Annotated in this window: 21 protein-coding genes; 17 read left to right on the top strand and 4 right to left on the bottom strand. The window is 48.1% G+C overall.

Going from position 1 to position 26,200, the window contains the following annotated elements; genetic code table 11:
- Window positions 1-38: 38 nt before the first annotated feature.
- Together AC6B99_RS28265 and AC6B99_RS28260 are read right to left on the bottom strand one after the other, a co-directional pair.
- Window positions 39-671, bottom strand: a complete 633-nt coding sequence (locus tag AC6B99_RS28265; protein WP_496664778.1) for an SdpI family protein — start codon at window positions 669-671, stop codon at window positions 39-41.
- Window positions 672-712: 41 nt separating this feature from the next.
- Window positions 713-970: an autorepressor SdpR family transcription factor gene (locus tag AC6B99_RS28260; protein ID WP_056040756.1), complete on the bottom strand. Its 258-nt coding sequence runs from the start codon at window positions 968-970 to the stop codon at window positions 713-715.
- A gap of 190 nt (window positions 971-1,160) precedes the next feature.
- On the opposite strand from AC6B99_RS28260, the gene AC6B99_RS28255 reads away from it, so the two are divergent.
- From AC6B99_RS28255 to AC6B99_RS28200, 12 genes are all read left to right on the top strand, one after another.
- Window positions 1,161-3,446 (top strand): DEAD/DEAH box helicase, encoded by a 2,286-nt coding sequence (locus tag AC6B99_RS28255; RefSeq protein ID WP_496664777.1) that lies wholly within the window; start codon window positions 1,161-1,163, stop codon window positions 3,444-3,446.
- Window positions 3,443-4,834, top strand: a complete 1,392-nt coding sequence (locus AC6B99_RS28250) for a ribonuclease H-like domain-containing protein (protein ID WP_496664776.1) — start codon at window positions 3,443-3,445, stop codon at window positions 4,832-4,834. The genes AC6B99_RS28255 and AC6B99_RS28250 overlap by 4 nt, the downstream gene beginning before the upstream one ends.
- Window positions 4,824-5,636, top strand: a complete 813-nt coding sequence (locus AC6B99_RS28245; protein ID WP_200931671.1) for a TIGR01457 family HAD-type hydrolase — start codon at window positions 4,824-4,826, stop codon at window positions 5,634-5,636. The genes AC6B99_RS28250 and AC6B99_RS28245 overlap by 11 nt, the downstream gene beginning before the upstream one ends.
- 39 nt (window positions 5,637-5,675) lie before the next feature.
- The gene (locus AC6B99_RS28240; RefSeq protein ID WP_496664775.1) at window positions 5,676-6,500 is read left to right on the top strand and encodes an Fpg/Nei family DNA glycosylase; all 825 of its coding nucleotides are present in this window, start codon (window positions 5,676-5,678) and stop codon (window positions 6,498-6,500) included.
- A 24-nt stretch (window positions 6,501-6,524) separates the two neighbouring features.
- Complete coding sequence (locus tag AC6B99_RS28235; protein WP_494860088.1) at window positions 6,525-6,857, top strand: cyclic-phosphate processing receiver domain-containing protein; 333 nt, start codon at window positions 6,525-6,527, stop codon at window positions 6,855-6,857.
- 30 nt (window positions 6,858-6,887) lie between these two features.
- The gene (locus AC6B99_RS28230; protein ID WP_056040746.1) at window positions 6,888-7,910 is read left to right on the top strand and encodes an SAM-dependent methyltransferase; all 1,023 of its coding nucleotides are present in this window, start codon (window positions 6,888-6,890) and stop codon (window positions 7,908-7,910) included.
- Between the two features lie 75 nt (window positions 7,911-7,985).
- Window positions 7,986-9,725: a cache domain-containing sensor histidine kinase gene (locus tag AC6B99_RS28225; RefSeq protein WP_496664788.1), complete on the top strand. Its 1,740-nt coding sequence runs from the start codon at window positions 7,986-7,988 to the stop codon at window positions 9,723-9,725.
- 10 nt (window positions 9,726-9,735) lie between these two features.
- Window positions 9,736-11,283 carry a response regulator transcription factor gene (locus AC6B99_RS28220; RefSeq protein ID WP_327204946.1) on the top strand — a complete coding sequence of 516 codons (1,548 nt, stop codon included), beginning with the start codon at window positions 9,736-9,738 and terminating at the stop codon, window positions 11,281-11,283.
- 130 nt (window positions 11,284-11,413) lie between these two features.
- Window positions 11,414-12,733: an ABC transporter substrate-binding protein gene (locus tag AC6B99_RS28215; protein ID WP_056040743.1), complete on the top strand. Its 1,320-nt coding sequence runs from the start codon at window positions 11,414-11,416 to the stop codon at window positions 12,731-12,733.
- A 96-nt stretch (window positions 12,734-12,829) separates the two neighbouring features.
- On the top strand, window positions 12,830-13,729 hold the full coding sequence (locus tag AC6B99_RS28210; RefSeq protein WP_056040740.1) for a carbohydrate ABC transporter permease: 900 nt from the start codon (window positions 12,830-12,832) through the stop codon (window positions 13,727-13,729).
- Window positions 13,730-13,731: 2 nt separating this feature from the next.
- Window positions 13,732-14,568 (top strand): carbohydrate ABC transporter permease, encoded by an 837-nt coding sequence (locus AC6B99_RS28205; protein WP_056040738.1) that lies wholly within the window; start codon window positions 13,732-13,734, stop codon window positions 14,566-14,568.
- Between the two features lie 29 nt (window positions 14,569-14,597).
- Window positions 14,598-15,632, top strand: a complete 1,035-nt coding sequence (locus AC6B99_RS28200) for a glycoside hydrolase family 88/105 protein (RefSeq protein ID WP_056040736.1) — start codon at window positions 14,598-14,600, stop codon at window positions 15,630-15,632.
- A gap of 89 nt (window positions 15,633-15,721) precedes the next feature.
- Here AC6B99_RS28200 and AC6B99_RS28195 read toward each other — a convergent pair whose 3' ends face one another.
- Window positions 15,722-16,975 carry an MFS transporter gene (locus AC6B99_RS28195; protein WP_056040734.1) on the bottom strand — a complete coding sequence of 418 codons (1,254 nt, stop codon included), beginning with the start codon at window positions 16,973-16,975 and terminating at the stop codon, window positions 15,722-15,724.
- Between the two features lie 258 nt (window positions 16,976-17,233).
- Between AC6B99_RS28195 and AC6B99_RS28190 the strand changes: the two genes are divergently transcribed.
- The 5 genes from AC6B99_RS28190 to AC6B99_RS28170 all read left to right on the top strand — a co-directional run bounded on the left by AC6B99_RS28190 (window position 17,234) and on the right by AC6B99_RS28170 (window position 23,782).
- Window positions 17,234-18,700: a M14 family zinc carboxypeptidase gene (locus AC6B99_RS28190; RefSeq protein ID WP_494860093.1), complete on the top strand. Its 1,467-nt coding sequence runs from the start codon at window positions 17,234-17,236 to the stop codon at window positions 18,698-18,700.
- Window positions 18,701-19,064: 364 nt separating this feature from the next.
- Window positions 19,065-20,621: an extracellular solute-binding protein gene (locus AC6B99_RS28185; protein ID WP_494879128.1), complete on the top strand. Its 1,557-nt coding sequence runs from the start codon at window positions 19,065-19,067 to the stop codon at window positions 20,619-20,621.
- A gap of 97 nt (window positions 20,622-20,718) precedes the next feature.
- Window positions 20,719-21,630, top strand: coding sequence for an ABC transporter permease (locus tag AC6B99_RS28180; RefSeq protein ID WP_235533279.1), 912 nt, complete (start codon window positions 20,719-20,721; stop codon window positions 21,628-21,630).
- A gap of 47 nt (window positions 21,631-21,677) precedes the next feature.
- Window positions 21,678-22,559: a carbohydrate ABC transporter permease gene (locus AC6B99_RS28175; RefSeq protein WP_056040726.1), complete on the top strand. Its 882-nt coding sequence runs from the start codon at window positions 21,678-21,680 to the stop codon at window positions 22,557-22,559.
- A 77-nt stretch (window positions 22,560-22,636) separates the two neighbouring features.
- Entirely contained in the window at window positions 22,637-23,782 is a 1,146-nt protein-coding gene (locus AC6B99_RS28170; RefSeq protein ID WP_056040723.1) for a glycoside hydrolase family 88/105 protein, read from the top strand.
- Between the two features lie 27 nt (window positions 23,783-23,809).
- Here AC6B99_RS28170 and AC6B99_RS28165 read toward each other — a convergent pair whose 3' ends face one another.
- Window positions 23,810-26,110 carry a helix-turn-helix domain-containing protein gene (locus tag AC6B99_RS28165; protein WP_081419027.1) on the bottom strand — a complete coding sequence of 767 codons (2,301 nt, stop codon included), beginning with the start codon at window positions 26,108-26,110 and terminating at the stop codon, window positions 23,810-23,812.
- Window positions 26,111-26,200: the final 90 nt, after the last annotated feature.

Genomic DNA, 26,200 nt, shown 5'->3' with positions numbered 1-26,200 from the left:
TTTTGAGAAAAAGCACGTATAGCGCTCCTCCAAGAGCGCTATATTTTTTTGTCAACAAATACAGTCGAGATGACCGATAGGATGGAGACGAGCACAATCAACGTCAGAAAGCTGATCAGCTGCACCATGCCTGGCAGGAACACCGTCACTATAATGAGAAAGCCGCCCCAGAAAAATATTTTGGCCGAAAGCTGATGTGTTTTGCGCCATACATGCTCGTTATTCAGCGTTATCGGTGTTTTGATGCCGATAAAGCGATTGGGCTTCATACGTGGCAAATAGTTCCCGATCGTAATGAACAAAATGCCGATAAACGGGATGACGACCATCTGAATATCAAGCTCGACGCCATAGCCATATGCGATGATAAAGCCTTGAATGGTGGCTAGGCCAAGCATCAGCACTTGATTGATAATATCGGTGCTTTTAATCGTGCTGGAGCTTGCAGCCATTTTGGGATCGATTTTCGGCAAATATTTAAACATCAGAGTAAGCAGCACCATCAAAGCCGGGATGAAAAATAAAGCAAACATTTTGCCGGCATAACGGTCAGGCTCGCCAAACGCATTCCAATGTACGGGCATAGTGGCAGGCAGAGAAGAGTAGAAGATTAACCCGGCAATAAATGATAGTGCGATAATGAGCCAAGTCCAAAAATTCTTTTTCATCATTCATCGTTCCTTTCCAAGTCAGGTCATAAATCGGTTGATGTTCATTGAAACGAAGCAATCCATTTGAGTAAATCCTGAAAGACGGTCGTATTCAGCGAGTAGTAAATATGCTGCCCTTTGCGCTCGTCCGATACTAGCTCAGCCTGCTTCAGCAAGCTTAAATGATGGGAAATGCTCGGCTTGGTCATGTGAAAATGGTCAGCAATTTCCCCCGCTGTCAAGTCCTGTTCTCTTAACAAATCAAGTATGGTGCGTCTTGTAGGATCGGATAACGCTTTAAACGCCTGGTTAATCGACAATGAGGGATGACCTCCTTTCGATATTTAGATAATTATCTAACAATCTAATATAATCACATTGTAATGGCTACGCCTTAAGCTGTCAATAAACGAATACCCAAAAAATAAAATTGCAGGCCGAACATGTATTCTTGTAAAATGAAAGAAACGAGTGTACTAGAAAAGTCAGGATACAAGGAGAGAAACAGTCATGAACCGCTGGACGGGAAAGACCTCGGGACTCGAGGAGTGGCTGGAGCTGCTGAAGCACGATCAGGACATAACGGACAATATTACCCACTGGCGGACCATTCCGCCTCGCGAGGCCTGTACCGCAGCATTGCCTGCGGATCTGCATCCTAAGCTTGCGGAAGCGCTGCGCTCAAAGGGAATTAATGAACTATATACGCATCAGGAAACGGCCTATCGGTTCGTTCGAGAAGGCCATAATGTTGTAGCGGTCACCCCGACTGCTTCTGGCAAAACCTTATGTTATAACCTGCCGGTGCTACAGTCCTTATTAGAGCAGGATGAGGGACGGGCGCTGTATTTGTTTCCGACGAAGGCGCTTGCGCAGGATCAGGTGGCTGAGCTTCAGACGCTTGCCGATCTTATGGACGTCGACCTCAAGACGAATACATACGACGGGGATACCCCTCCGACTGTGAGGCAAGTGATACGCAATGCCGGACATATCGTCGTGACGAATCCGGACATGCTGCATTCGGCGATTTTGCCACATCATACGAAATGGGTTAAGCTGTTTGAAAATATTAAATATATCGTGATCGATGAGCTTCACGCTTACAGAGGCGTGTTCGGAAGTCACGTTGCCAATGTTATCCGCAGGCTCAAAAGAATTTGCCGGTTTTATGGGTCTAATCCGCAATTTATTTGTGCATCAGCGACCATTGATAATCCCGCCGAGCATGCAGCAAAGCTAATAGGCGAGCCTGTGCGGCTCGTTGATAATAATGGCGCGCCAACGGGCGAAAAGCATTTTATTTTTTATAATCCGCCTGTAGTGAACAGGCAGCTCGGCATTCGCCGCAGCAGTGTGCTGGAGACGAGGAAGCTGGCAGGCTTGCTGCTGCGGCAAGGCGTGCAGACGATTGTGTTCGCCCGCAGCCGGGTGCGCGTGGAGCTGCTGCTGACCTATTTGCAGGATATCATTAAGGACAAGCTCGATGCGAAGACGATTCGCGGCTACCGCGGCGGGTATTTGCCCAAGCTGCGGCGGGAAATTGAGCGCGGCCTGCGCAGCGGCGAAATTCGCGGCGTCGTCAGCACGAATGCTTTGGAGCTCGGCATTGACATTGGCCAGCTTCAAGCTTGCGTGCTGAACGGTTATCCGGGCACAGTAGCCAGCACCTGGCAGCAATCGGGTCGTGCGGGGCGCCGGCAGGGCAGCGCGGTTACTTTTTTAGTGGCAAGCAGCAATCCTTTGGATCAATATATGATTCAGAATCCTGACTTTTTCTTCAATCGCCCGCCAGAGCGCGCGCTTATCCATCCTGATAATTTGCTCGTGCTCATTGATCATGTGAAATGTGCGGCATACGAGCTTCCTTTTGAAGAGGGCGAGAAGTTTGGCGAGGAATCGCTTGCGGATATGATGGAGTTTTTAACGGAGGAAAAGGTGCTTCACCGTGCGGGCAGCCGCTGGTATTGGATGGAGCAATCGTTTCCCGCCCATAACATTTCGCTGCGTTCTGCAGCGCAGGAAAACTTCGTCATCATTGATATGACGGAGGGCAGCCGTGTACTCGGCGAAGTTGATCGCTTCAGTGCCCCAACGCTTATTCACGAAGAAGCGATATATATCCACGAGGGCGTGCAGTATCAGGTCGAGAAGCTGGATTATGCTGAGAAGAAAGCTTATGTGCGCAAAGTCGATGTCGATTATTACACCGATGCGAATCTCGCAGTGGAGCTGAAGGTGCTTTATGTAGACAAGGAGCGCGAATCGGGCGAGCTGACGAGGCAGTATGGAGAGCTGGCGCTGAATGCCAAGGCGACGATTTTCAAAAAAATTCGGCTGCGCAGCCATGAAAATATTGGCTCTGGCCCGATTCATTTGCCGGAGGAGGAACTGCATACGAGCGGCTATTGGTTCTCGTTCAGCGAAGAGGCTGCTGCGCGCAAAAGCAAAAATGAGATGCAATACGCACTGCTGGGCATTGCGAATGTATTGGTTCATATTGCACCGCTCTATCTGATGTGCGATCCCTATGATATTCGCGTCGTGCCGCAGGTGAAGGCTGTGCATACACAAAAGCCAACGATTTATTTTTATGACCGGTACCCGGGCGGCATTGGACTGAGCGAAAGACTGTTTGAGGTGCATGATGAACTGATCCGTCAGGCAAAGTCGCTTATTCGCGGCTGTACTTGCTTGAGCGGATGCCCAGCCTGTGTGGGGCCGATTGAAGAGGTCGGACTGCTCGGCAAGGAGCAGGCGCTTAAGCTTCTGGAGGAAGCGGAGGGAAATACATGAGCAGTTTGCGAGAGCGAATGAATCGTCTGCGCAGCAGCGCAGCTGGATCAGCAAGCAGCACAGGCGAAGCGATAGAAAGTGCAGGGCAGCAGACTTCTAAAGTGCCTGATTTAGAAGTCTCTCTAGAAGCCTCTTTAGAAGGTAATAAAGAAGTCACAGAGACAGAAGCAGAAGTAGAATTAGAAACAGAAGCGGGCGCGGAGCAGCTTCCAGATAGCTGGCTCGCCATGGGCGTCAAGCTGCAAACGAATGAGGTAGGAACTTTTTTGCTGCGTGAAGTGAAATATCCTGCGGCCCATCAGCATGGCATTCATCGGCTTTCGGAACTTCAGGAAGCCAGCAAAGGGCTATCCGCTTTTCACGGGGAGCAAATTGGCGCAGAGCATTTGCTCATTCTGGATTTGGAGACGACCGGCCTTGGAGTCGGGACAGGAAATGTGCCGTTTATGGTGGGCATTGCCTATTGGCAAGGACAGCAGTTTATTGTAGAGCAGGCGCTAATTCGCCATCCGGCAGAGGAACGGGCGATGCTGGCTTATTTGAAGGAAAAGCTGACGGCTTATGCGTATCTGGTAACGTATAATGGACGAACGTTTGATTGGCCCGTTATGCTGAACCGATTTATATTGAATGGCTTCGGCAGCAAAGTGTGGGCGCCGCTGCATCTGGATTTTCTGCATCCTGCACGCAGCGTTTGGCGCAATACGCTTGCTTCATGCAGGCTAAGCCATGTGGAGGAAGAGCGGCTTGGCATTGAGCGTGTGGATGATGTCCCGGGCTCGCTTGCCCCGCAGCTGTATTTTCAATATTTAGCTGATCAAAATCCGGAGCCGCTGGAAGGCGTATTCCGCCATAATGAAATCGACATGCTTTCTCTTGCGAGCTTAGCGATCCGATTTGGGCATTTGTTAAATGGCGAAGCGGGCTGCGGCCCGCTGCCGATGCCGGAAGAGCCGGAGGAAATCGTGCGAACAGGGCTGTGGCTGGAGAAGATGGGACAGGCGGAGAAGGCGGAACGATTATTTGCGGTGGCAGAACAGCTTCCGGGTATGACGCTTAATGCATTGCTGCTGCTCGCGGCACGTGACAAGAAGGCTGGAAATTGGCGGCGAGCTGTGTTATTGTGGCAGAAGGCTGTAATGTTGCCTCACAAATTTGGGGCAAGCGATGACAGCGCCTTTATCGAGCTCGCTATGTATTACGAACATAAGCTGAAAGATTATGATTCGGCTTTATTATATGCGGACGAAGCGCTGCAGATGGCGCTTAGCCATCCGCTTCGGGGGCGTCAAACTGCCAAGCAGCGGGCGGAGCTTGCAGAGCTTCGCAAGCGGTCATTGCGCTTGCAGGGCAAGATAGGAAGGAAGCTGGGGAATCATGGGACATAATTTGCCTGAAATGCGGGGCCTGCTCATCGATCTCGATGGCACGCTTTATCATGGAACGAGAAGAATTGAAGGTGCAGATGCTTTGCTGCGCAAGCTTAAGGAGCTAAATCTTCCTTATCGGTTCGTTACCAACAACTCTTCGGCTACGCCGGGGGATGTAGCGGAGCGATTGAACAGGATGGATATTCCGGCGGAGGAGCAGGATGTGTGCACATCAGCGCAGGCTGCTGCTGAATATGTGGCTTCTGTAAAGCCGGGGGCTTCTGTTTTTGTTATTGGAGAGGCTGGCTTGCGCGCAGCTATTGAAGAAGCCGGCTTGCGGCTAACGGAAGAACAGCCGGATTTTGTTATTCAAGGTATCGACCGTGAGCTTAGCTATTCGAGGCTTTCGCTTGCGGTTCGCTATATTCATGGCGGAGCTCCGTTTATTTTAACGAACCCGGATTTGCTGCTTCCTTCGGAAGGCGGTTTAATGCCGGGGGCTGGTTCAATTGGAGCGATGCTGCAAGCAGCAGGGGGCAAGGAGCCGATTGTCATTGGCAAGCCTTCATCGATTTTGATGGATTATTCCTTAAAGCAGCTCGGCCTTCCGGCTTCGGACACATGGGTAATCGGTGACAATCTGGCTACGGATATTGCAGCTGGCCGCGCTTCGGGCTGTGGGACGCTGCTCGTTTTGACAGGACTTACAACGGAGCAAAATTATAAGCACTATTCGGAACGCGCAGGCTGCGAACCGGATAAAATATGTAGAAATTTAGATGAGCTGATCTCTTATATTACGGAAACTGCAAACAGCTGACATAGGGATAGCGTACAGACAGGAAGGAAGCGAACAGCAATGCCGGAATTGCCGGAAATCGAAAATTATCGCGTATTATTAACAGAACGGCTCGCAGGAGACCGAATTACAGGCACACAAGTGCTGCAAGAGAAGTTTCTAAATGTTTCCGCTGAGCAGTTTGACGAAGCGCTAACGAATAGAACGATCTGGTTTGTGGAGCGTCGTGGCAAGCATTTGCTTCTGCATCTAGACAATGGCAAACGTTTGCTTGCGCAGCTTCATGCGGGTGCGTCCCTGTTTTATGGGCAAGGCGAGGAACGCCCGCAGAGCGAGGCGCAGATCGTCATTCATTTGGAAAAGGGCAGCCTTTATGTTGCAGGAATGCGCCAGGGCTTTGTTCATCTTTTATCGGTTAAAGAAACGCAGCAGGTGCTGGCAGAGCTAGGGCCTGATCCTTTAGATAAAAGGCTGACGCTTGAAAAGTTTGTTCAGCTGTTCCGTAAAAAACGCGGTGCTTTAAAGGCCGCATTGGCTGATCAGCAAGTAATTAGCGGAATCGGTTCCTTTTATGCCGATGAAATTGCATTTGCTGCCGCTGTGCGTCCGGATATCAAAATTCCGCTTATTCAAGAAGACGCATGGCAGCGTCTATATGAGGCGATGCATGTGGTGCTGAAGGATGCGACGGCTAAGGGAGGCAGCATGGAGCAGCCCCTTACGATGGACGACAAGCTGACAGGCGGCTACTATACACAGCGCCGTGTCTATGAGCGTGCAGGGGAAGCATGCGGTACTTGCGGTTCCCAGATTGAAGTCGTTGGCACTGCTGCGCGCAAGGCATTTGTCTGTCCTTCCTGCCAGCCGGAGCAAGTGGAAAGCTAAAAGTCGCGAACGGGGGAAGCGTTCATGATACATCTTTTTTTAGACGATTACAGGCATTGCCCAAAGGGATTTGTACTGGCTTTGACAGCTGAGCAATGCAAACAAATGATTGATACGGAAGAAATTGATATTTTATCGCTTGATTATGATTTAGGCTGGAACCAGGATACGGGTGCGGAGGTTGTTCGCCATATGGTGAGCACCGGACGTTATCCAAAGCAGGTTTTCCTGCACACTTCCAGCGCAGCAGGACGGGTACAAATGTATCAAATGCTGTACGCCAATGCACCGAAGGAAACGAAAGTGCATAATGGGCCGATGCCGTTCTCGCTGCTGGAGGAAATTGCTTCATTGTAAAGGTTTGTGTGATGTTAGGGAGGTGGCGTTATGAGCCGGTGGATTGGTACGGCTAATCAAGGATATGCTGCCTATGCGGTAGAAGAGCTGAGGCGTTTATTAGGACAGCTGAAAGTGACGCAGCTTGCAGCTGGAGAAGTGTTTTTGTTTGAAAGTCCGCTTTCAAGGGAAGAAACCTTGGAAGCGGTTCAGCGGCAGCTGCCGATTTTTTTAAGGCATTTGCAGCCGGTTGACCGCGTCATTGAGGCAAGCGGCGATGCGGATGATTTGGAAGAGCTGTCCAGAGTGGTGCGGAATGCACAGCTTTCTTTTGTGGACAAGCAGGTATCGATTCATTTGCGCAAGGCGAAGGTTACCGTCTATCCGTATTCTGCGGCAGATACGAAAGCGGTGCTGGATGCGGTGCTTGAGGAAATCGGAGCCGAATCTGCGAGACAATCGCCGGATATGATTATTGCGATTTATGCTGCTGCAAGCCAGCTTTATGTCGGCTGCGGCACACCAGTGGAGATGTTATCCGATTGGCCGGGCGGCGCTGTGCGTTTTCAACGGGAGGAAGGGCAAATTTCCCGGGCGAAGTTTAAGCTGCTGGAGGCGGAACGGGAGTTTGGTCTGCACTATGAAACTTTCCAGCAGGCGCTGGACATTGGTGCGGCACCGGGAGGCTGGACGTCGCTGCTGCTGGAACGAGGTCTCCGAGTGACGGCCGTCGACCCTGGCGAGCTGCATCCTTCGTTAAATGGCCATCCTGCATTAACCTACCATAAGCGTAATGCGTCGGATGTGAAGCTGCCCGCAGAAGCTTATGATTTGCTCGTCTGCGATATGAGCTGGAGCCCGATGCAAATGAGCAGGCTCGTGCTTGATCTACAGCAGTCCTTAGCGCGTGAAGCTACAGCGATTATTACCATTAAGCTCATGCACCGCAAGCCGCTGCAAACGATTCGAGATGTGTCAGAGCGGCTCAGCTCCGCTTTTACGATTGAGAGGGCCAAGCAGTTGTTCCACAATCGCGATGAAATTACATTATATTTAAAATATCGCAAGGCTTAGTTATAGAAGCAATTCGTGATGAGCGCTCCAACCGGGGCGCTTATTGTCGATAAGGGGGCAGTTCCTTTGCGTAATATGAGAGCGCTTTATGCGAATTTGCGTATTAAACATAAGCTGTTCCTTCTCCTCTCCGCCGTGCTATTAACCGTTGCGGTACTTGGCGGCGTTCTTCAGCAATATGCCTTCGACATCTACGATCAGAAAATCTATGAGCAATCTGCCAAAGCGTTAAGTCTCTCTGCCGTAAGCATTGAGAATGAGCTTCGAAAAATCGAGCAGTTGTCCTATACGATTGCAACAGACACCAAAGTACAGGAATATTTGCGGACTATTAAGAGCGGTGGAACGGAATACGATAACTATGTGCTTCAAATGAATATACAGGACCGCGTCGTTAATTTGGGCGGCTTGGATAAATATATTCATTCCGTTCAGCTATATGATGTGCATGATAAGGCTTATGCAACCGGCGTGCGCACGATAAATTTATCCAGTTCCAGATTGGAGCGGCTCAAGCTGGAAACGAAGCGAAATGAAGGGGGCAATACGTGGGTAGCGCCTGGCGAAGGCGACAGCTCGCTATCGGCAGCCCGTGAAATTCGCAGCTATAAAAATTTGGATATGGATTATTTAGGCACCATTGTCGTGCGCGTAGATGCGGTCAAGCTGTTCCATGACTTGTCGGCTGGCCTTGACAGCAGCGGAGCTAATATGATGATTGCCAGAGGTGCAGAATTAATTTATCCAGACAAGGCTATTTTTTCTGTCGAAGAGCTCTTAAGTTTGACAGATGGGTCAAGCGGATACCGCATTATGGAGCGGGAAGGCAATTCTTTTTTTGTCACCTACGTCGCTTCCAGCCGCATGAATTGGTATTATTATACGATCATCTCGTTTGATGATATTTTTCGCAATTTAGTTTGGGTCAAAAATTTCGTTATTGCCGCTTTTGGCTTGCTGTTTATTATTTCAGGCATATTTGCGCTGCGGGTCGCTAATGGGATTACAAAACCGATTGAACGGCTTAATGCCAATATGAAGCGCATTCAATTAGGGTATTTCGATTATGTTGAGGACCCAGCGGAGCGGGCGCTTGCGATGGATGAGGTAGGCCAAATGCAGCGAAACTTCCGCATTATGGTTGAGCGTATCAATGAGCTGATTCATGAAAACTATGTCAAGCAGCTTGCGATTAAGGATACGCAGTTCAAGGCGCTCCAGGCGAACATTAATCCGCATTTTTTGTACAATACACTTGATTCGATTAACTGGAGCGCCAAAATGAGCAATCAGCTGCAAATTTCGCAAATGGTGGAAGCGCTCGGCTCCTTGCTTCGCACATCGATCAACTTGAAGGAGTCGATTATTCCGCTGCGCAAGGAATTGGAAATCGTCAATCATTACATTACGATTCAAACGTTCCGCTTTGAGGAGCGCCTCGACTTCAAGCTTGATGTTCCAGAGGAGCTGCTCAGCTGCGGTTTGCCAAAGCTGGCGCTGCAGCCGCTGATTGAAAATGCCATCCATTATGGATTGGAAGAAATGATTGACAGCTGTACCATTAACATTCAGGCTTATATAGAGGAAGGGTACCTGTATATCGTTGTGCGGGATAATGGTCCCGGCATGGAGCAGGCTTATGCGGATAAGCTGTTAAGCGGCGAGGTGAAGACGAAAGGAACAGGGCTTGGGCTGCGAAATATTGATGAGCGCATTAAGCTGCTGTATGGCGAGGAATATGGCCTTCATGTGAGCAGCCAGCCGAATGAAGGGGCAGCGGTCAGCCTGAAGCTGCCTTATGAAAGGAAGGATTAGTTTGTTCAAAGTGCTGTTGGTAGACGACGAACGTATTATTTTGGAAGGCATTTCACAAATTGTTCCATGGACAAGCTCTGGCGCAGAGTTGATCGGCACTGCCCGAAATGGTTTGGAAGCGTTGACTTTTATTGAAGAACAACAGCCTGACATTATTATTTCAGATATCAAGATGCCAGGCATGGACGGACTTCAGCTTGTAGAGCGGGTAAAAGAGCTGTATCCGCAAATGGCATTCATTTTGCTTTCTGGGTTTAGTGAATTTGATTACGCGCGCACCGCGATGGCTTATGGAGTCAAACATTATTTGCTTAAGCCTTGTAATGAGACGAAGATTACGGAGGCGCTCATCGAGGTTATCGAAGATCTCCAGACGCAGCGCACGCAGCATCAATTCGTTCAAACGATTCAAAGCGAGCTGACCAGGGTGCTGCCCCATGCGAAAGCGCAATTTCTTAAAGAGCTCGTTACGAATAAAACGTATGGCAAGCGCGATTGGGATACGTATCGCCGGATGTTTCATATTACGCATGACACATTGCCAATCAGGCTCATCTTGATGCAGGTGGAAGGGATGTTTGAATACGAGCATATTTTTGCCCTGACGAACATTGCCGAAGAAAAGCTTGGCGAGGAAATTGTGCTGCTCAGTACAACGATCGGTCGGCACGTCCTGCTGCTTATTCAGGAAACAGAGCAGGAGGAGCAGCTGTTCTCCCGGCTGTCAGGCATGAAGTGCACCTTCACTGATTTTTATAAGCTTGAAACGACGATTGCCGTCAGCGGTGCTGGAGAAATTACGGATGCACGCAAAATGTACCGCGAGACGCTTGAATGCCTGAACTTCCGCTTTCATGTAGGAGAGGGCGCGATTATTACGCCTCAGGATCTTTCTACCGCAGCAGCAGTGCTGCCTTCGAGCTTCGATTATGACGAGGAGCAGCTTGGCATGGAGCTGAAAGCGGGGAACTGGGAAGCCGCGAGCGAGGAACTAGCCCGTTTTTTCCAATTGCTTGCCGATCAGCGCATGGATACGGTGCTGACAAAATCATATGTCATCCCGCTCTTTGTTACCATCTCCCGGCAAAGCGCACCGGATCGGTTAAACGATTATTTGCAAATGCTGGCACGGCTTGATGAGTTGGAGACGCTGAAGGCTATTGAAGCTTTCGTGAGACAAGCAGCTAAAGACATATGCGAGGCGAATTTTGATTCATTTGCCAGCAAGCAATCGACGGTTATAAAAAAAATGATCGAAGTTATCGCATCCAATCTCGCTGATCCGGCATTGTCGCTCAACTGGGTAGCGAATGAAATTTTATATATGAATGCGGATTATTTAGGCAAGCTGTTCAAGAAAGAAACGGGTGAGCGCTTCTCAGCCTACGTCATGAAGCTGCGTGTAGAGAAGGCGATGGAGGAAATTATGCGGACGGAGGACGTTAAAGTTTTCGAGCTTGCGGAGCGTTTTGGCTTCGGAGACAACCCGCAATATTTCAGCCAAGTTTTTAAAAAACATACCGGCTATACGCCATCCGACTACAAGAGATCACTATAAACGTATAGTGATCTCTGTTTTTTTAACAAAAAAAGCGGTTTTCTTTATTAAGAAAACGCATACAAAACGCTATACTTTGATTTGTAAGCAACATAAATAATCACTAAGAAGAAATAAGGGGGAATACGAAATGAAGAAGCAAGCTAAAAAAGTTGTTCTCGCCCTCATGGCGTCCGCACTCATGCTGGCTACCGCTTGTGGCAGCAACGCAGGAACGAATTCGGAAACAGGCACTAATGCAGGAACGAACAGCGGTGGCGGCGACAAGCCGATAACGCTTCGCATGGCATGGTGGGGTTCTGAAACGCGCCACGAATACACGAAAAAAGTCATTGACCTTTACAAAACGAAAAATCCAAATGTAACGATTGAAGTTGAATATGCAAACTATGATGATTATTGGAAAAAAATCGCTCCGCAAGCAGCAGCTAATGAGCTTCCGGACATTATGCAAATTGATACCGGCTACTATGCACAGTATGCAGGCAAAGGCCAACTGGCAGACCTGACTCCATACTTCGGCAAAGAAATTGATGTAACCAACATTTCTGAAAATGCTTTGAACGGTGGTAAATTGGGCGATGGCGTGTTCGGGATGAACCTTGGCGTCAACTCTCTCGGCTTCCATTACGATCCAGCAACGCTAGCTAAAGCTGGCGTAGACAGCATCCCGGAAAATTGGTCGTGGGATGATTATCTGTCTATCGCGGCGAAAGCGAAAGAGAACGGCATTTATATCGACAGCGGCATGCGTGCAGAAGTATTCTTCGGCTACTACCTCCGTACAGTAGGCAAGAAGCTTTACAATGAGGCAGGCAATGGACTTGGCTATGAAGATGACCAATTGTTCGTAGATTTCTTTGGCAAACTGGCTGATCTTGTGAAATCCGGCGCAGCGCCAACTCCAGATACACTCGCTCAAATTAAGGGTGTTGAAGATGATATGACGGTGAAAGGCACTCAAATCGGCGTATGGCAGTGGTCCAACCAGTTTGTTGCCCTTCAGCAAGCGGTTAACCGTCCAATGAAATTTGCTCCAGCGTTAAACCCAGGCGCTAAAGAAGGTCTGTACCTGAAGCCAAGCATGTTCTTCTCAATTTCGAAAAACTCGAAAGCGAAAGAAGAAGCAGCGAAATTTATCAACTTCTTCGTTAACGATACAGAAGCAAACAAGCTGATTCTTGGCGAGCGTGGCGTTCCAGTATCCAGCGTTATTAAAGAAGAGCTTAAACCGCTATTGTCCCCAGAGCAAGTTCAAGTATTTGATTATGTAGCTTGGTCGGAAGAAAACAGCTCCCCAATGGATCCAGTTGATCCAATCGGTGCTATCGAAGTATTTGCATCGCTGAAAAGCTTGACAGAGCAACTGAACTACGGACAAATTTCGGCAGAAGATGCTGCTAAGAAATTTAGAAGTGAAGCAGAAAACGTATTGAAGAAAAATAAATAAAAGTTGGAAAAGCGGGCGATGGCGCTTATAAGATGGCCCATCGCCCTTCCCTTAAACCGACTTAATAGACTTCACTAGGAGCAGGAGCTGGTAACGATGAAATCATTGTCCTTCCGTAACAATCTCGTTGGATACACGTTTATATCACCGTTTGTCATTGGCTTTCTAATTTTCACCCTCATACCTGCAGCCGCGTCCCTTTATTTCTCCTTTACGGATTATGATTTGCTGTCATCGCCCAGCTGGATAGGGCTTGAAAATTATACGTCCATGTTTACTTCGGATGACCGCTATTTGCAATCGCTTAAGGTTACGATGCTTTACGTGTTTCTGGGTGTTCCACTGCGGCTGATTTTCGCTTTATTCGTCGCTATGATCTTGAATACAACCTCGAAAGCTGTCGGGTTATATAGAACGGTGTATTACTTGCCTTCCATTATTGGAGGAAGCGTCGCAGTATCGATTATGTGGCGGAACCTGTTTGGCGATCAAGGGATTATCAATGTGATGCTTAATTCGTTAGGCGTAGACAGCGTACGCTGGTTCGGTGATCCAAATGCCGCATTGTTCATGCTCGTCACGTTATCGGTATGGCAGTTTGGTTCCTCGATGTTGATTTTCCTGGCGGGACTGAAAAATATCCCGAATGAATTGTACGAAGCATCCGGTGTTGACGGTGCGGGCTTCTTTACAAAGTTTTTCCGCATCACCTTGCCAATGCTGACGCCGATTATTTTGTTCAATCTGATTATGCAATTAATTAGTGCATTCATGACCTTCGTTCCGGCCTACATTATTTCCAAAGGTGAGGGCGGTCCGCTAGATGGCACGCTGCTGTACTCCTTGTATCTGTTCCGTCAAGCCTTCGTATTCTTCGATATGGGTTATGCTTCTGCAATGGCATGGGTCATGCTCATCATCGTTGGTATTTTGACAGCAGTCGTATTCGCAACATCCAAGCTATGGGTTCACTATGAATCGGAAGGAGGCCGCTAAACATGATATTGAAAAAATTTAAGTGGCCGATTTATCACATTTTCGTTGGCCTGCTGGCGATCGTTATGGTGTATCCCGTTATTTGGCTGCTCATGAGCTCTTTTAAGCCTAGTAATCTTATTTTCACAACTTCCAGCTCGCTCATTCCTGATCCATGGATTTGGAGCAACTACGTTACAGGTTGGATTGGGTCCTCTGGGCAATCATTTATGGGTTTTATTACAAACTCGCTGAAAATCGTTATTTTCTCGACGATCGGTGCCGTATTATCATCAGCTTTTATCGCCTTCGGTTTTGCTCGTCTGCAGTTTAAGGGCAGAGCGATCTGGTTCGCGGTGATGATGGTTACGCTGATGCTGCCGCATGACGTTGTACTCGTTCCGCAATACATTATGTTTTCCAAGCTGGGCTGGATCGGTACGATTTCACCGATTGTTGTACCTCAATACTTTGGTGTTCCGTTCTTCATCTTCCTGATGGTTCAATTTATTCGGACCATTCCAAGAGAGATGGATGAAGCGGCTACGATTGACGGAGTTGGGAAGTTCGGATTGTTTTTACGCATTATCCTGCCGCTCATTATTCCGGCGCTGGCAACAGCTTCGATTTTCTCCTTCTACTGGCGTTGGGAAGATTTGATGGGACCATTGCTTTATCTGAATAAACCAAGCTCTTATACCGTATCGCTCGGTTTGAAAATGTTCCTCGATAGCGAAAGTGTATCCAACTGGGGTGCCATGTTCGCAATGTCGATCGTAAGCTTGATTCCGGTTTTAGGCGTATTCTTCTTATTCCAGCGCTATATCGTTGAAGGAATAAGCACAAGCGGGTTGAAATAGTGACGATGAATAATGAGGAGACGATTGAAATGCCACAACTGCAATTTGATGAACAACATTTACGCGAAGTGATCGATAAAGTCGTAGACCGTACATTCCGCATGGATTTTGGCTGGGATTGGCCCGGCGGCGTCGCATTTTTCGGTGTATGCGAAGCTTATGAGGCAACGGGGAATGAAAAATACTTAACGCTGCTTAAAGAATGGGTGGACGAGAAGCTTGAGGATGATCTTCCTAAGCTGTCGGTTAACGGCGTATCGATTGGTCACGCTCTCATTACGTTATATAAGGCAACCGATGACCGCAAGTATTTAGATATTGCGATCAAAATGGCAGATTATTTGCAAAACGATGCGGTACGGTTTGCCGAAGGCATTTTCCAGCATACGGTTAATTCTGAAACGTACAATTTCCCTGAGCAGGCTTGGGTCGATACGATGATGATGGCGGGTTACTTCCTCATTCGCATGGGCGAGCTTCTGGGACGGGAAGACTATTTGGAGGACGGCTTGCTGCAATACCATGGTCATGAGCGTGTATTGCAAGACCCTGTCAGCAACTTGTATTATCATGGCTGGGATAATATTGCGCAAAACCATATGTCGAGCATTTTCTGGGCACGCGGCAATGGCTGGGCTGCGCTTACGATGGCCAAAGCGCTCCCGCTCATTGCCGTACAGCACCCATCCTTTATGATTATTGAAGGGTCGCTGCGCGATCAGGCCGCTACGCTGGTGCGCCTGCAATCAGAGAAGGGACTCTGGCATACGATTGTGACCGATCCTACTTCCTATGAGGAAACTTCCGGTTCGGCAGGCATCGCGGCAGGCTTGTTCACTTTCGGGTCGCTGTACAATAAATATATCCAGAAGTCGATCGACGGTATTTTGGAGCAAATTACCGAAGATGGCGCTGTACAAGGCGTATCGGCTGGAACGGCTGTTATGAATGATGCGGAAGGCTATAAAGGAGTATCCTACAAACGGATTCAAGGCTGGGGCCAGGGGCTAACACTCGCTTTCCTGGCTGCGGTGCTGCAATCGAAAAAACGCGAGTTTTCGTAGGAGACAGCCTGTGCGATAGCTGGACAAAAAAATGCAGTAAAAACGCTTCTCCACTTAAGGTGGGGAGGCGTTTTTTACTGCATGCTTATTTACTCAGTCAAAGCCTTCTCTGCTGCAGGAGCAATGCCGCTCTGCAACTTAAACAGTGGAAGGAGTATAGCTACACCTAGTAGGAAAAATAAACCTGCAATGATGTACATAGGCACGAGTGAAATCGCATTTTTCATCAAGCCCGACAACATCATCGTAACGACCATCGAGCCCATGAACATAGGTGTTAAGATGCCATTTACGCGACCGATAAACGACTCCTTCGTGTTTTGCAAAATTAAAGTGTTAATTCCGATTTGGATGCAAGGCAAAGCTAAACCGCTAATAAATTGAAGGCTAAGCGTGAACCAATAATCCTTCGAAAATCCCATTCCGATCATCGCGATACTATCGATTGTCATGCCAAGCGCTATTAGCTTCTGCGGCGATAGTTTACTGGAGAAGCTCATCGCAAGCACGCCGCCGATAATCATGGCTATCCCATTTACTAATAGAAACCACTGCAAATAATCCTCCGGTTTCCCAAGCCGCTCTGTAATAAGGAAGATACCCATTGGCTGAATTAAGCCAAGACCAAGCCCAGCAGCAATGAAGCCGCCGCCAAGTGTACGCAGTATTTTACTGGACCATACGTAGCGAAAGCCCGCTTTAATGTCTTCTAGCACGCGGGATTGCTGCTGCTGCTCTCCAGCATCATCTCGATCACGAGGCAGGAAAGCTAGCGAAACAGCAGATAACAGAAAGGCTGCGCCCATTACGCCAATGGCCGTCTCGATGCCATAGCTTTGGTAAACAAACGTACCAACGACGGGGCCGAATATCATAAAGACGGCGAACAGTGTCTGATAAAGCGACATACCCGTCTGGACTAGATGTTCGGGTACATGCAGCTTGAACAGCTTCATGCCAGCAGGCTGAGAAAATTGCGACAAAATAGCTGAAATTAAGGTGGCAAAAAAGACGGCATGCCAAGTTCCATTTTCCATGGCGAATAATACGGCCAAAATGGATACGGCGCTTAACAGGTCGCACCACACCATCGTCTTCTTCGGCCTCCAGCGGTCGGCGAACGTCCCGCCAATAAACGAAAATACGAAGATTGGCGCGAACTCCGCAACGGATATGAGCGATACGGCGAATGCATCATCATTAGTCATTTTTTTTACATAAAGCAGAACCGCGATATTTCGTACCCAGATGCCGATTTGCAAAAATAAAGTGGACATCAATATTGCTTGTACAAATCGATTGCTTAACAGCGATAATGCTGAAGCAGGTTGATTGGCTGTCATCCTTTTCACCTATCCTTTTTCACTTTTTAAGCAGCGTTGTATTCAATGGAAATTTTACAGGACATTCCAATGTGAAAAAAGGCTCCCTAGAACGAAAGTGTACTCCGCCTTAAGACGGATAAATGGGAGCTTCTGGCATCTAAACGGTATATCCATTACTATATTATTTTGTATTTCTAGCAGGTAAATATAGTATTTTTGTCGAAATTTCATGGATGTTGTTGAAATCTATCGAATACAGACAAGGGGCTTGTTTACATGCATTTGTTTTTGAGAAAAAAGACGTTATTATGGCTGCTTATTTTGGCGATTGTGCTGCCTACTCTAGTTGCAGCGAGTGGAGGGGGCTCCAAGCAAGCGATTATAAATCCAAAACAGCTCTACAGCTATGAAATAATGACGCGTGATATAAAGAAGCTCGATGAAGCTTATCCTGAGCTGATCCGTTATCGGAGCCTCGGAAAAAGTGAATATGGGCGCGAGCTGTGGGTAATGGAAATTGGCAATGGGCCTGTTAATGTATTGCTGAATGCATCCCATCATGCAAGGGAATGGATGACGACCATTACGGTCATGAATATGGCGGAAACGATGGCTGCAAGCGCAGCTAAGCAGGGAGTGTGGAAGCAGCTTAATACGGCTGATTTATTCGATCACATCACGTTTCACATTGTGCCTATGGTTAATCCCGATGGCGTAACCCTCCAACAAAAAGGGCTAGCTGCTTTTCCGCAGCAAAATCATGCCGAATTAATCAAAATGAACAAAAATAGCCGGGATTTCAAGCGCTGGAAAGCTAATGGCAAAGGTGTCGATTTGAACAGGCAGTATCCCGCCGATTGGGACACGATACGCCAAGCCGAATATGCGCCTTCCTATAAAAATTATAAAGGCAAAAAGCCGCTGGAAGCGAAAGAAGCCCAGCTTATGTACAATTTCACCAAACAAATAAAGCCGGAAATCGCAATATCCTATCACTCGTCCGGTGAAATCATATTTTGGAATTTTAAGACGAAAGCATCTAATTTGCCAAGAGACCGGGCATTTGTCCAAGCTTACGCAGCCATGACGGGCTATCGGGCGGTAGCTCCAGAAGCTAATCCTTCGGGGGGCGGTTTTACCGATTGGTTTATTACCGAGTTCGGCAAACCGGCCCTTACGCCAGAAATAGCTCCTGCTGTAGGGGAGACGAATGTACCGCTTAGCTACTGGGATCGGATCTGGAAGCAGCACAAGGACACGATGTGGCTTATTGGGACGACGGCTTACGAGCAAGCGATGCTGACAGAAAAAGCAAAAAAAGCGTCTGCCACCATTGAGCTGACCTCGCCAGCGACATCTTATCGTTATCCGGTTCTGAACCGAGAAACAGCTAGCAGCGTAAAATCAGGTGTCTATAAGGTGACAAGGGAAAAAGGAAGCTGGTATGAGATCCAAATAAGCGGGCAAGGGAGCAGATGGATAGCTAAAAGCGTGGCGAATCCGTGGAGCAAGCCAGTTCCAACTCCAACATCAAGTACAAGTCCAAACCCGACACCGACTGCAAGTCCTATTGTGACTCCGCCTTCACCTAGCCTGGCGGCACCGATTGCGTCGGAGCCATCAGCAGAGCAGGCGTCGACTGCTCCTTCAGCAACTGAAATTCCAATAGTGGAGGGGGCGCCGGTGGAAGATTCGGGATCGAGCGTGATTCCAACACCGATTCCAGCCCCCAGCTCAACTTGAAACTAAAACCATTCAAGGTGAAACGGCTGTCGCCGTCCTCTGGCGGCGCGGCGCGTTTCATTTCGAGAAATATAGAGTGAGGATAGAAAAATTATATACTTTCTTATATTTTTAGAAAGCATGCAGGGAGCGAATGAGCAACACCCTGCATGCTTTTTTGCTGCGCTTTTTTTGGCGGAAAAAGGGCCGGATTTGGGGTATAACCGCTATAATCCTTAGCTCACATTTGGCTGTAACCCTTGCGCCACAAGGGATTGCGTCACAACATATGGCGTGGTGATTATAGGCAAACCGCCCCGGCGGAGTATACGATAAAAGGGTAACAAGCGTACCTAAATGAATTCCAAATTCGGGAGGTCAAAGCATGAGAAAGAAACAAGCGGCAACAACATTTCGCGTCTTATGTACAACGACATTAGCAGGCTGCATTTTGGCAGGCTGTGCATCAGGCTCAGGCGTGAACGAGGGAAGCGCAACTTCAGGCACCAATCAAGGAGGCGCACCTACGAGCGAAACACAGGCTCCTTTTAAACTGACAATAATGACAAACTTGCATACACCAGAAGTTCCTACGGATGCCATTGAGAAAATGCTAGAGGAAAAAACGAACACGGATTTGACGATTAACTGGGTGCCAGACGGCAGCTATGAAGAAAAACTAAACTCGTCATTTGCAACCGGTTCCTTGCCTCAGGCCGTATACATGAAAAATCAGACGACCTACATTTTATTCCGCGACGCCATTCGCAACAATCAATTTTGGGAAATTGGCCCATTCATTAAGGACTACCCGAATTTAAGCAAGCTCGATGAGCTGGTTGTGAAAAATACAGCGGTAGACGGCAAAACGTATGCCATCTATCAAGAGCGTCCGCTATCGCGCCAAGGCATTATTTTCCGCAAAGACTGGGCGGATAAGCTAGGGCTCGCTGCACCAAAAACGACAGATGAGCTTTACAATATGCTGAAGCAGTTTAAGGAAGGCGATCCGGACGGCAACGGCAAGGCCGACACGATGGGTCTGACCGACCGCAGCGATTTGGTGTATGGCGCATTTAAGACGGTCGCCTCGTATTTTGGCACACCGAACAACTGGGGCTTGGCAGATGGCAAGCTGCAGCCGGAATTTATGTTCCCGCAGTATAAAGAAACGATGGATTTCTTCAAGAAGCTGTATGACGAAGGCCTAATCAATAAAGATTTCCCGGTTACGAGCAAGGAAGATCAGCAAAATCTGGTCATCACAGGAAAAGCGGGCATGTACATTGGCTCGATGGCGGATGTGCAAAGCTTGCATCAAAAAACCGTCGAAATTAATCCAAATGCCCTTTACGATGTAGCGAACCACATTAGTGGACCGGACGGCAATGCGGGCATTTGGTCGATTCCAGGCTATGGAAACCTAGTGTTGTTCCCGAAATCGTCCGTTAAATCGGAAGAAGAGCTGAAAAGCATCCTGGCTTTCTTTGACAAGCTGATGGAGCCAGAGCTGGCTAACCTCGTGAAATGGGGAGTTCCAGACAAGCATTACACCATTGTAGAAGGCGGCTTAGTCCAAAAAGTGGAAGATACAAAGATGACAGACCGCGAGCAAAAGCCATATGAAATTTTGCAAGTGGGCGGCGAAAGCACGATTGATATGCTGCGTGCCTACAATAAGCTTCCAGCTAAAGCAAAAGCTGAAGAACTTATTATCGAAAACAACAGCATGCTGATTAACGATCCAACAGCAGCGCTTGATTCCAAAACATTTGGCTTGAAGGGCGTAGAGCTTCAGCAAATTATTAACGATGCGACATACCGCTATATTTTGGGCAATCTGGACGCGGCAGGATTTGATGGTGAAATCGAGCGTTGGAAAAAAGGCGGCGGCGAGAGCATCATCACGGAATACAATGAATCTTTGGCTAAATCGCAATAGGGCAATAGGAATAGAACTCCTGTAAAAACAGGGAACCGAAAGGATGTTTCACATGAGCAGCAACTCAGCTTCGGCAGTAGCAGCCGTTAAGCCGGACATGAAGAAGCATGACCTTCGCCGGCGCATAATGAAAAACAAAGCCATCTATCTCATGATTTTGCCGGGACTGCTGTATTTTGTCTTATTCAAATATTTCCCCATGTGGGGGCTTGTGATCTCCTTCCAGGAATACCGTCCATACGACGGTATTCTCGGAAGTGATTGGGTAGGCTTCAAGCATTATCAGCGCTTGTTTACCGAGCCGATGTTTTGGACGATTTTTCGCAATACGATCATCTTGTTTCTGATGAATTTAATTTTCTTTTTTCCCGTCCCTATCATACTCGCGATTTTGTTAAATGAAGTAAGGCTGCAAGCCTTCAAGCGTTTTGTACAAACGATTGTGTACATTCCGCATTTTATGTCCTGGGTTATCATCGTATCGATTTCCTTCGTCATGGTCACGATGGATGGCGGGATGATCAATGAGGGCCTTGATGCGATGGGCATGCAGAAAATCAACTTTCTGCTAAGCGATGAATGGTTCCGGCCCATGTACATTGTGCAGGTAATCTGGCGTGAAGCAGGCTGGGGAACGATTGTGTACCTGGCGGCCATCGCGGCCATCGATCCGCAGCTGTACGAGGCATCGCGGATGGACGGTGCCAACCGTTTCCGCCAAATTTGGCATATTACATTGCCGTCGATCCGCAGCGTTATTGTAATCCTGCTCATTTTGAAAATTGGCGACGTGCTGGAGCTAGGATTTGAGCATGTGTATTTGCTGCTTAACGCAATGAACCGGAATGTGGCGGAAATCTTTGATACGTATGTGTATACAGCAGGGCTTAAACAGGGGCAGTTCAGCTATAGCACCGCGGTAGGCTTCTTCAAATCCTTCGTCGGTTTAGTATTGGTAATGTCTGCGAACTGGCTGGCCAAAAAATTCGGCGAAGAGGGCGTTTATTAAGCTCCACGTTTGCCGCCGAAGCAACATCTTGAGGAGGAAAGGCTATTATGGTGCATGACAAAACGATTGGCGGCCGCCTATTTGATGGCGCTGTCTATGTAATATTATTTTTAGTTGCGTTAGTGACGATTCTTCCTTTCCTGCATATTATTGCCGGATCGCTAACGACGGTTGATGAGCTGGCGCAAAAGCGATTCGTCCTGTTTCCAACGAAAATTAGTTGGGATGCGTACACCTATATTTTCTCAACCAATACCATTTTTCGCAGTATGCTGGTTTCGATTGGAGTTACTGGTTTTGGTACGCTGTTCAGCATGATACTTACATCATTGATGGCCTATGGCTTGTCAAGACGTGATCTGGTTGGTCGCAAGCAGCTGATGTTTATGATTGTGTTTACGATGCTGTTCAGCGGCGGGATGATTCCGACCTTCATCGTCGTGAAGTCGCTAGGCATGATCGACAGTTATGCAGCGCTAATTGTGCCAACGGCGATTAATGCGTTTAACCTGATTATTTTGCGCAGCTTCTTTCAAAATTTGCCGGATGGTCTTGAGGAGTCGGCAAAAATCGATGGCTGCACGGATTGGGGTATTTTATTTCGCATTGTCATTCCGCTCTCCATGCCGGCAATTGCAACGATTTCCCTCTTTTATGCCGTAACGTATTGGAACACATATTTGCCAGCGATTTTGTACATTGATAGTGCTGAAAAGTGGCCGATTCAAGTATTGCTGCGGCAAATTGTTATTTTGGCAAGCGGCTTGACGGCGGATTCTTCGGGCTTCTCGGGTGATTTCGTTACGCCTCCAGATCAGACGATCAAAATGGCCGTCATCGTGGTAGCGACCGTTCCGGTACTGCTCGTATATCCATTTTTGCAAAAGTATTTTGATAAAGGCGCTTTACTGGGCTCGGTGAAGGGGTAGTCTGCCTGCAGACACTTCCCTTCGGGGGTTCACAGTTTGTCATCCTTGTATCCTATATGAAGAGAGGTTGAAGTCAAATGAGTCTATCCACTTTAGCTGAAACGATGCGTGTACGCGATGCGTTAGCGCTGGAATGGGGCGTTGCCGCCTGCGATTCCTTAATGGCGAGATTTCCCCAAGCGCATGACTTGCCTCCAGCAAACCGCTGGCATTACCATCAAGGTGTGTTTTTGTATGGTATGCTCAAGGTATGGGAGCAAAATGGCGACGAGCGATATTTGCTTTATATTAAAAGCTACGCGGATGCCTTGATCGATCCATATGGGAATCTAGCTTTTGAACGCGGCGAGCTGGATGCGATAATGGCAGGGCTGATTTTGTTTACGCTGGACGAGCAGTTTGATGATCCACGGTATCGGCTGGCGGCAGATCGCCTGCTCGGACTGTTCGGAACGCTCAATCAGACGTCGGAGGGAGGCTTCTGGCATAAGGATAAATATCCTTATCAAATGTGGCTGGATGGCCTCTATATGGGCGGCGTATTTGCAATGATTTATGGTGCGAAATATGACAAGCCGGAGCTACTGGATATGGCGCTCAAGCAGGAGCGATTAATGAATCGGCATATGAAGGATACACGTACAGGATTGCTGTATCATGCGTGGGATGAGACGCGAAGCATGCCATGGGCTAACCCGATGACGGGATGCGCACCCGAGTTTTGGGGCCGGTCACTCGGCTGGTATGGGATGGCGCTTGTCGACTTTCTCGATGTAGTGCCAGCTTCTCATCAAAGCAGAGCTGTCATCGAGCTGGAGGTTGCAGCGCTTGTTGAAGCGCTCGCCGAGTTCCAGGATGAAAAAAGCGGATTGTGGTATCAGATTGTCAATAAAGGCGAGCGTGAGGACAATTGGCTGGAAACCTCGTGCACAAGCCTCTTCCTATATACGATAGCGAAAGCGATCAAGCATGGCTGCATTCCGAAGGCTTACTCAGAGATTGCAGCAAAAGGCTATGAAGGTCTGCTCCGCACGCTGCGTTCTGATGAGGCGGGGCTAATTGTAACTGGCATCTGCATCGGAACATCGGCGGGAGATTATGACAACTATGTGACACGGCCAACAAGCGAGAACGATTTGCACGGTGTAGGTGCTTTCGTACTCGCTTGTGTAGAATTGGATGGCATACTCGGTTTGCAGTCTGCTCAAGCACAAAAGGAATAGGCACTTAGGCCGGGAAGCAGAAAGTAGTCACCCCGGCTGATGCAGCTCCCGGTATTTGCCGGGAGTTGTTCCTTCGAACTTGCGGAAGGAGCGAATGAAATTTTGCGGATTCGTATATTGCAGCCGTTCAGAAATTTCCTTGACCGATATGTTCGTATCCTGAAGGAGGCCAAGCGCAATGCGATGACGGTGTGCCGCCAAATATTCACTGAAGGAAGTACCTGTTTCCTTGCGGAATACGCTGCTCACATAGTTCGCATTGTAATGCATGCTGGCCGCGATGGCTTCCAGTGTAAGCTCCTGGTCATACTGCTGGTGAATCAAATGAATGATCTCTTCGGAAATATTTTTATACTGTGAATTGGTTCGCTCCTCAACGGATACGATAATCGGTTCCACAATGTTTTGAAGAAACCAGTTGCGAACTTCCTTCGGAGAGTGCGGCTGGAACAAATATTCAAACAAGGAAGAATGGTCGCCAAGCTCCATCTCGTGAATGCCAAGCGACTGGGACAGATGAATCAAATCAATTAACAGCCGGGCAGTCGTCAGCTCAAAATCATGGGCGCTCAGCTGCTGCTTGAACACCGCTTCGAACAGCTCCGCCAGCGCTTCGTCGCTTTTGGCCCGATCTCCAAGCTTAATAGCATCATTCAGTTCGGTCTGCAGCCGTACCGGATAAGAGGTGTTGAAGCTCAGCTTCTGAGGCAGATCCCGATAAAACATCGCCGACGAGTCGCCAAACCGCTTTAAATGCTTATAAGCCTCCATACTTTCCTCGAGGGCAGTACCCGCTGATTTCAGCTTGTCATGGTAACCGCTAAAGCCGAAGCTGACGGACAGATTCAGCACTTCTTTTACGGTGTGCGCAATTTGCTCAGCAAGTGGAACCAATTGGGCAAAAAAAGCATCCTGATTATGCTCACGGTTCAGCAGCAGTGTATTTTGCGACTGCTCGTAGACGATAGGCGCCAGCCTGTCGCTCGCATCAACCAATTCCTCCACAATATTATTCACGGCGAACAGCAGCAAATCCGTATCGCCCTTCGAATAGCTCGTCCCTTCAAAAAAATCAATGCGCAGCGTCATAACAGCATATCCTTTAAATGACGTAGGGAAAGCCAGCGTCTTAAGCCGTTCTTCAATGCTCCGACTGTTGCTTTTTCCTTGGTAGAGCTCCATCATAAACAACGTGCGCAAGCTGTCAATCTGATTGTTCATCGTGCTTTCCAGCTCGCTTTTCTCGCGAATAACATGCCGGATTTGATCCGCAATATAGACGAAGCCGTCGCGGCTTGGTTTATCATGCTTGGACGGAAACAGCTGGAAGACGCTCACAAACAGCTGTTCAATCGGCTTGTACAAGCGTTGGGAGCCGAACCACGTCACTAGCAGCGTTATGGCAAGCAGCGTTAGGCAAATAATTACAGTAAACCAGCCAATGGCACGGGATTGCTTTGACAACGCATGGAGCGATGTAATGGAAGCGTACGTCCAGCCATTATAATCAGACTTGCGGTAAGATACCGTATAGTCTGTCCCTTCGAGCTGCGTATCAAATTGGGCAAAGGCTAAGTCCGATTCGGCAATATCCTGATAAAGCGCGGCAAATAAGCCATCAGACGGCAGCAGCTCTTCATTTTGCCCAAACAGCAGCTCGCCTCTATCATTAAATACGAGTACGGCCTCGCTATTTTTGTCAAAGGAAAGCAGCTCGTTCAAATAACAGGAAGGGATCGTCGATACCGCAAGCCCATTTTTGGTTGAAGCCGTCAGCGGCAGCTTCTTTACGAGGCTGATGCCGTATGTACAACGACTGGAAGATTGCCCTAGCAGCACGGTATTGCTGACAGGCTCCGTAATCCATTGCGAATCGAAAGGAAGCTCCTTATATTGAAGCAGCCTGTCTTTTTTGTCCAAATCACTCAGCCGGTATAAGCCGGAGTTGTCAATATACCAATTTTCAAGAGTGCTTAACAAAATAATATTTTCAATTCCTGTATCAAATGTCTGTAAATGGTTGACTTCTTGCTTGATTTGGTTAAATAATTGAAATTGTTCCACATTAAGCGGTTCCAAAATGGCAGACTTCAAAAAAGATGAATTGACGAAATATGTCATGGAATGGTCTACAGTGCGCATGACCTGTTCCACATTCATTTGCATCTGCTCCAGCTGTAACAGTTTGGATGCGTTTACATTCTGTTGAATGGTGTCGGAGGATTTCATGTAGGAGAATAGTCCAACAATAATGACTGGCAACGAACTGATAAGAAAGCCGAACAGCAAAATGCGCAAAAAATACCGATTAGGTGGGGCTGCCATCATATCTCCTCCAAAACTATTGCGAGCCACTCGCTGCACGGCTACGCAAACTATAATTACTAGGGTATTATACCAGAAAGTGGGTCAAGTTGC

It is taken from the genome of Paenibacillus liaoningensis (assembly GCF_059609455.1).
Note: the sequence above shows the minus strand (reverse complement) of the source record. Positions and strands in the feature narration are given on the sequence as shown.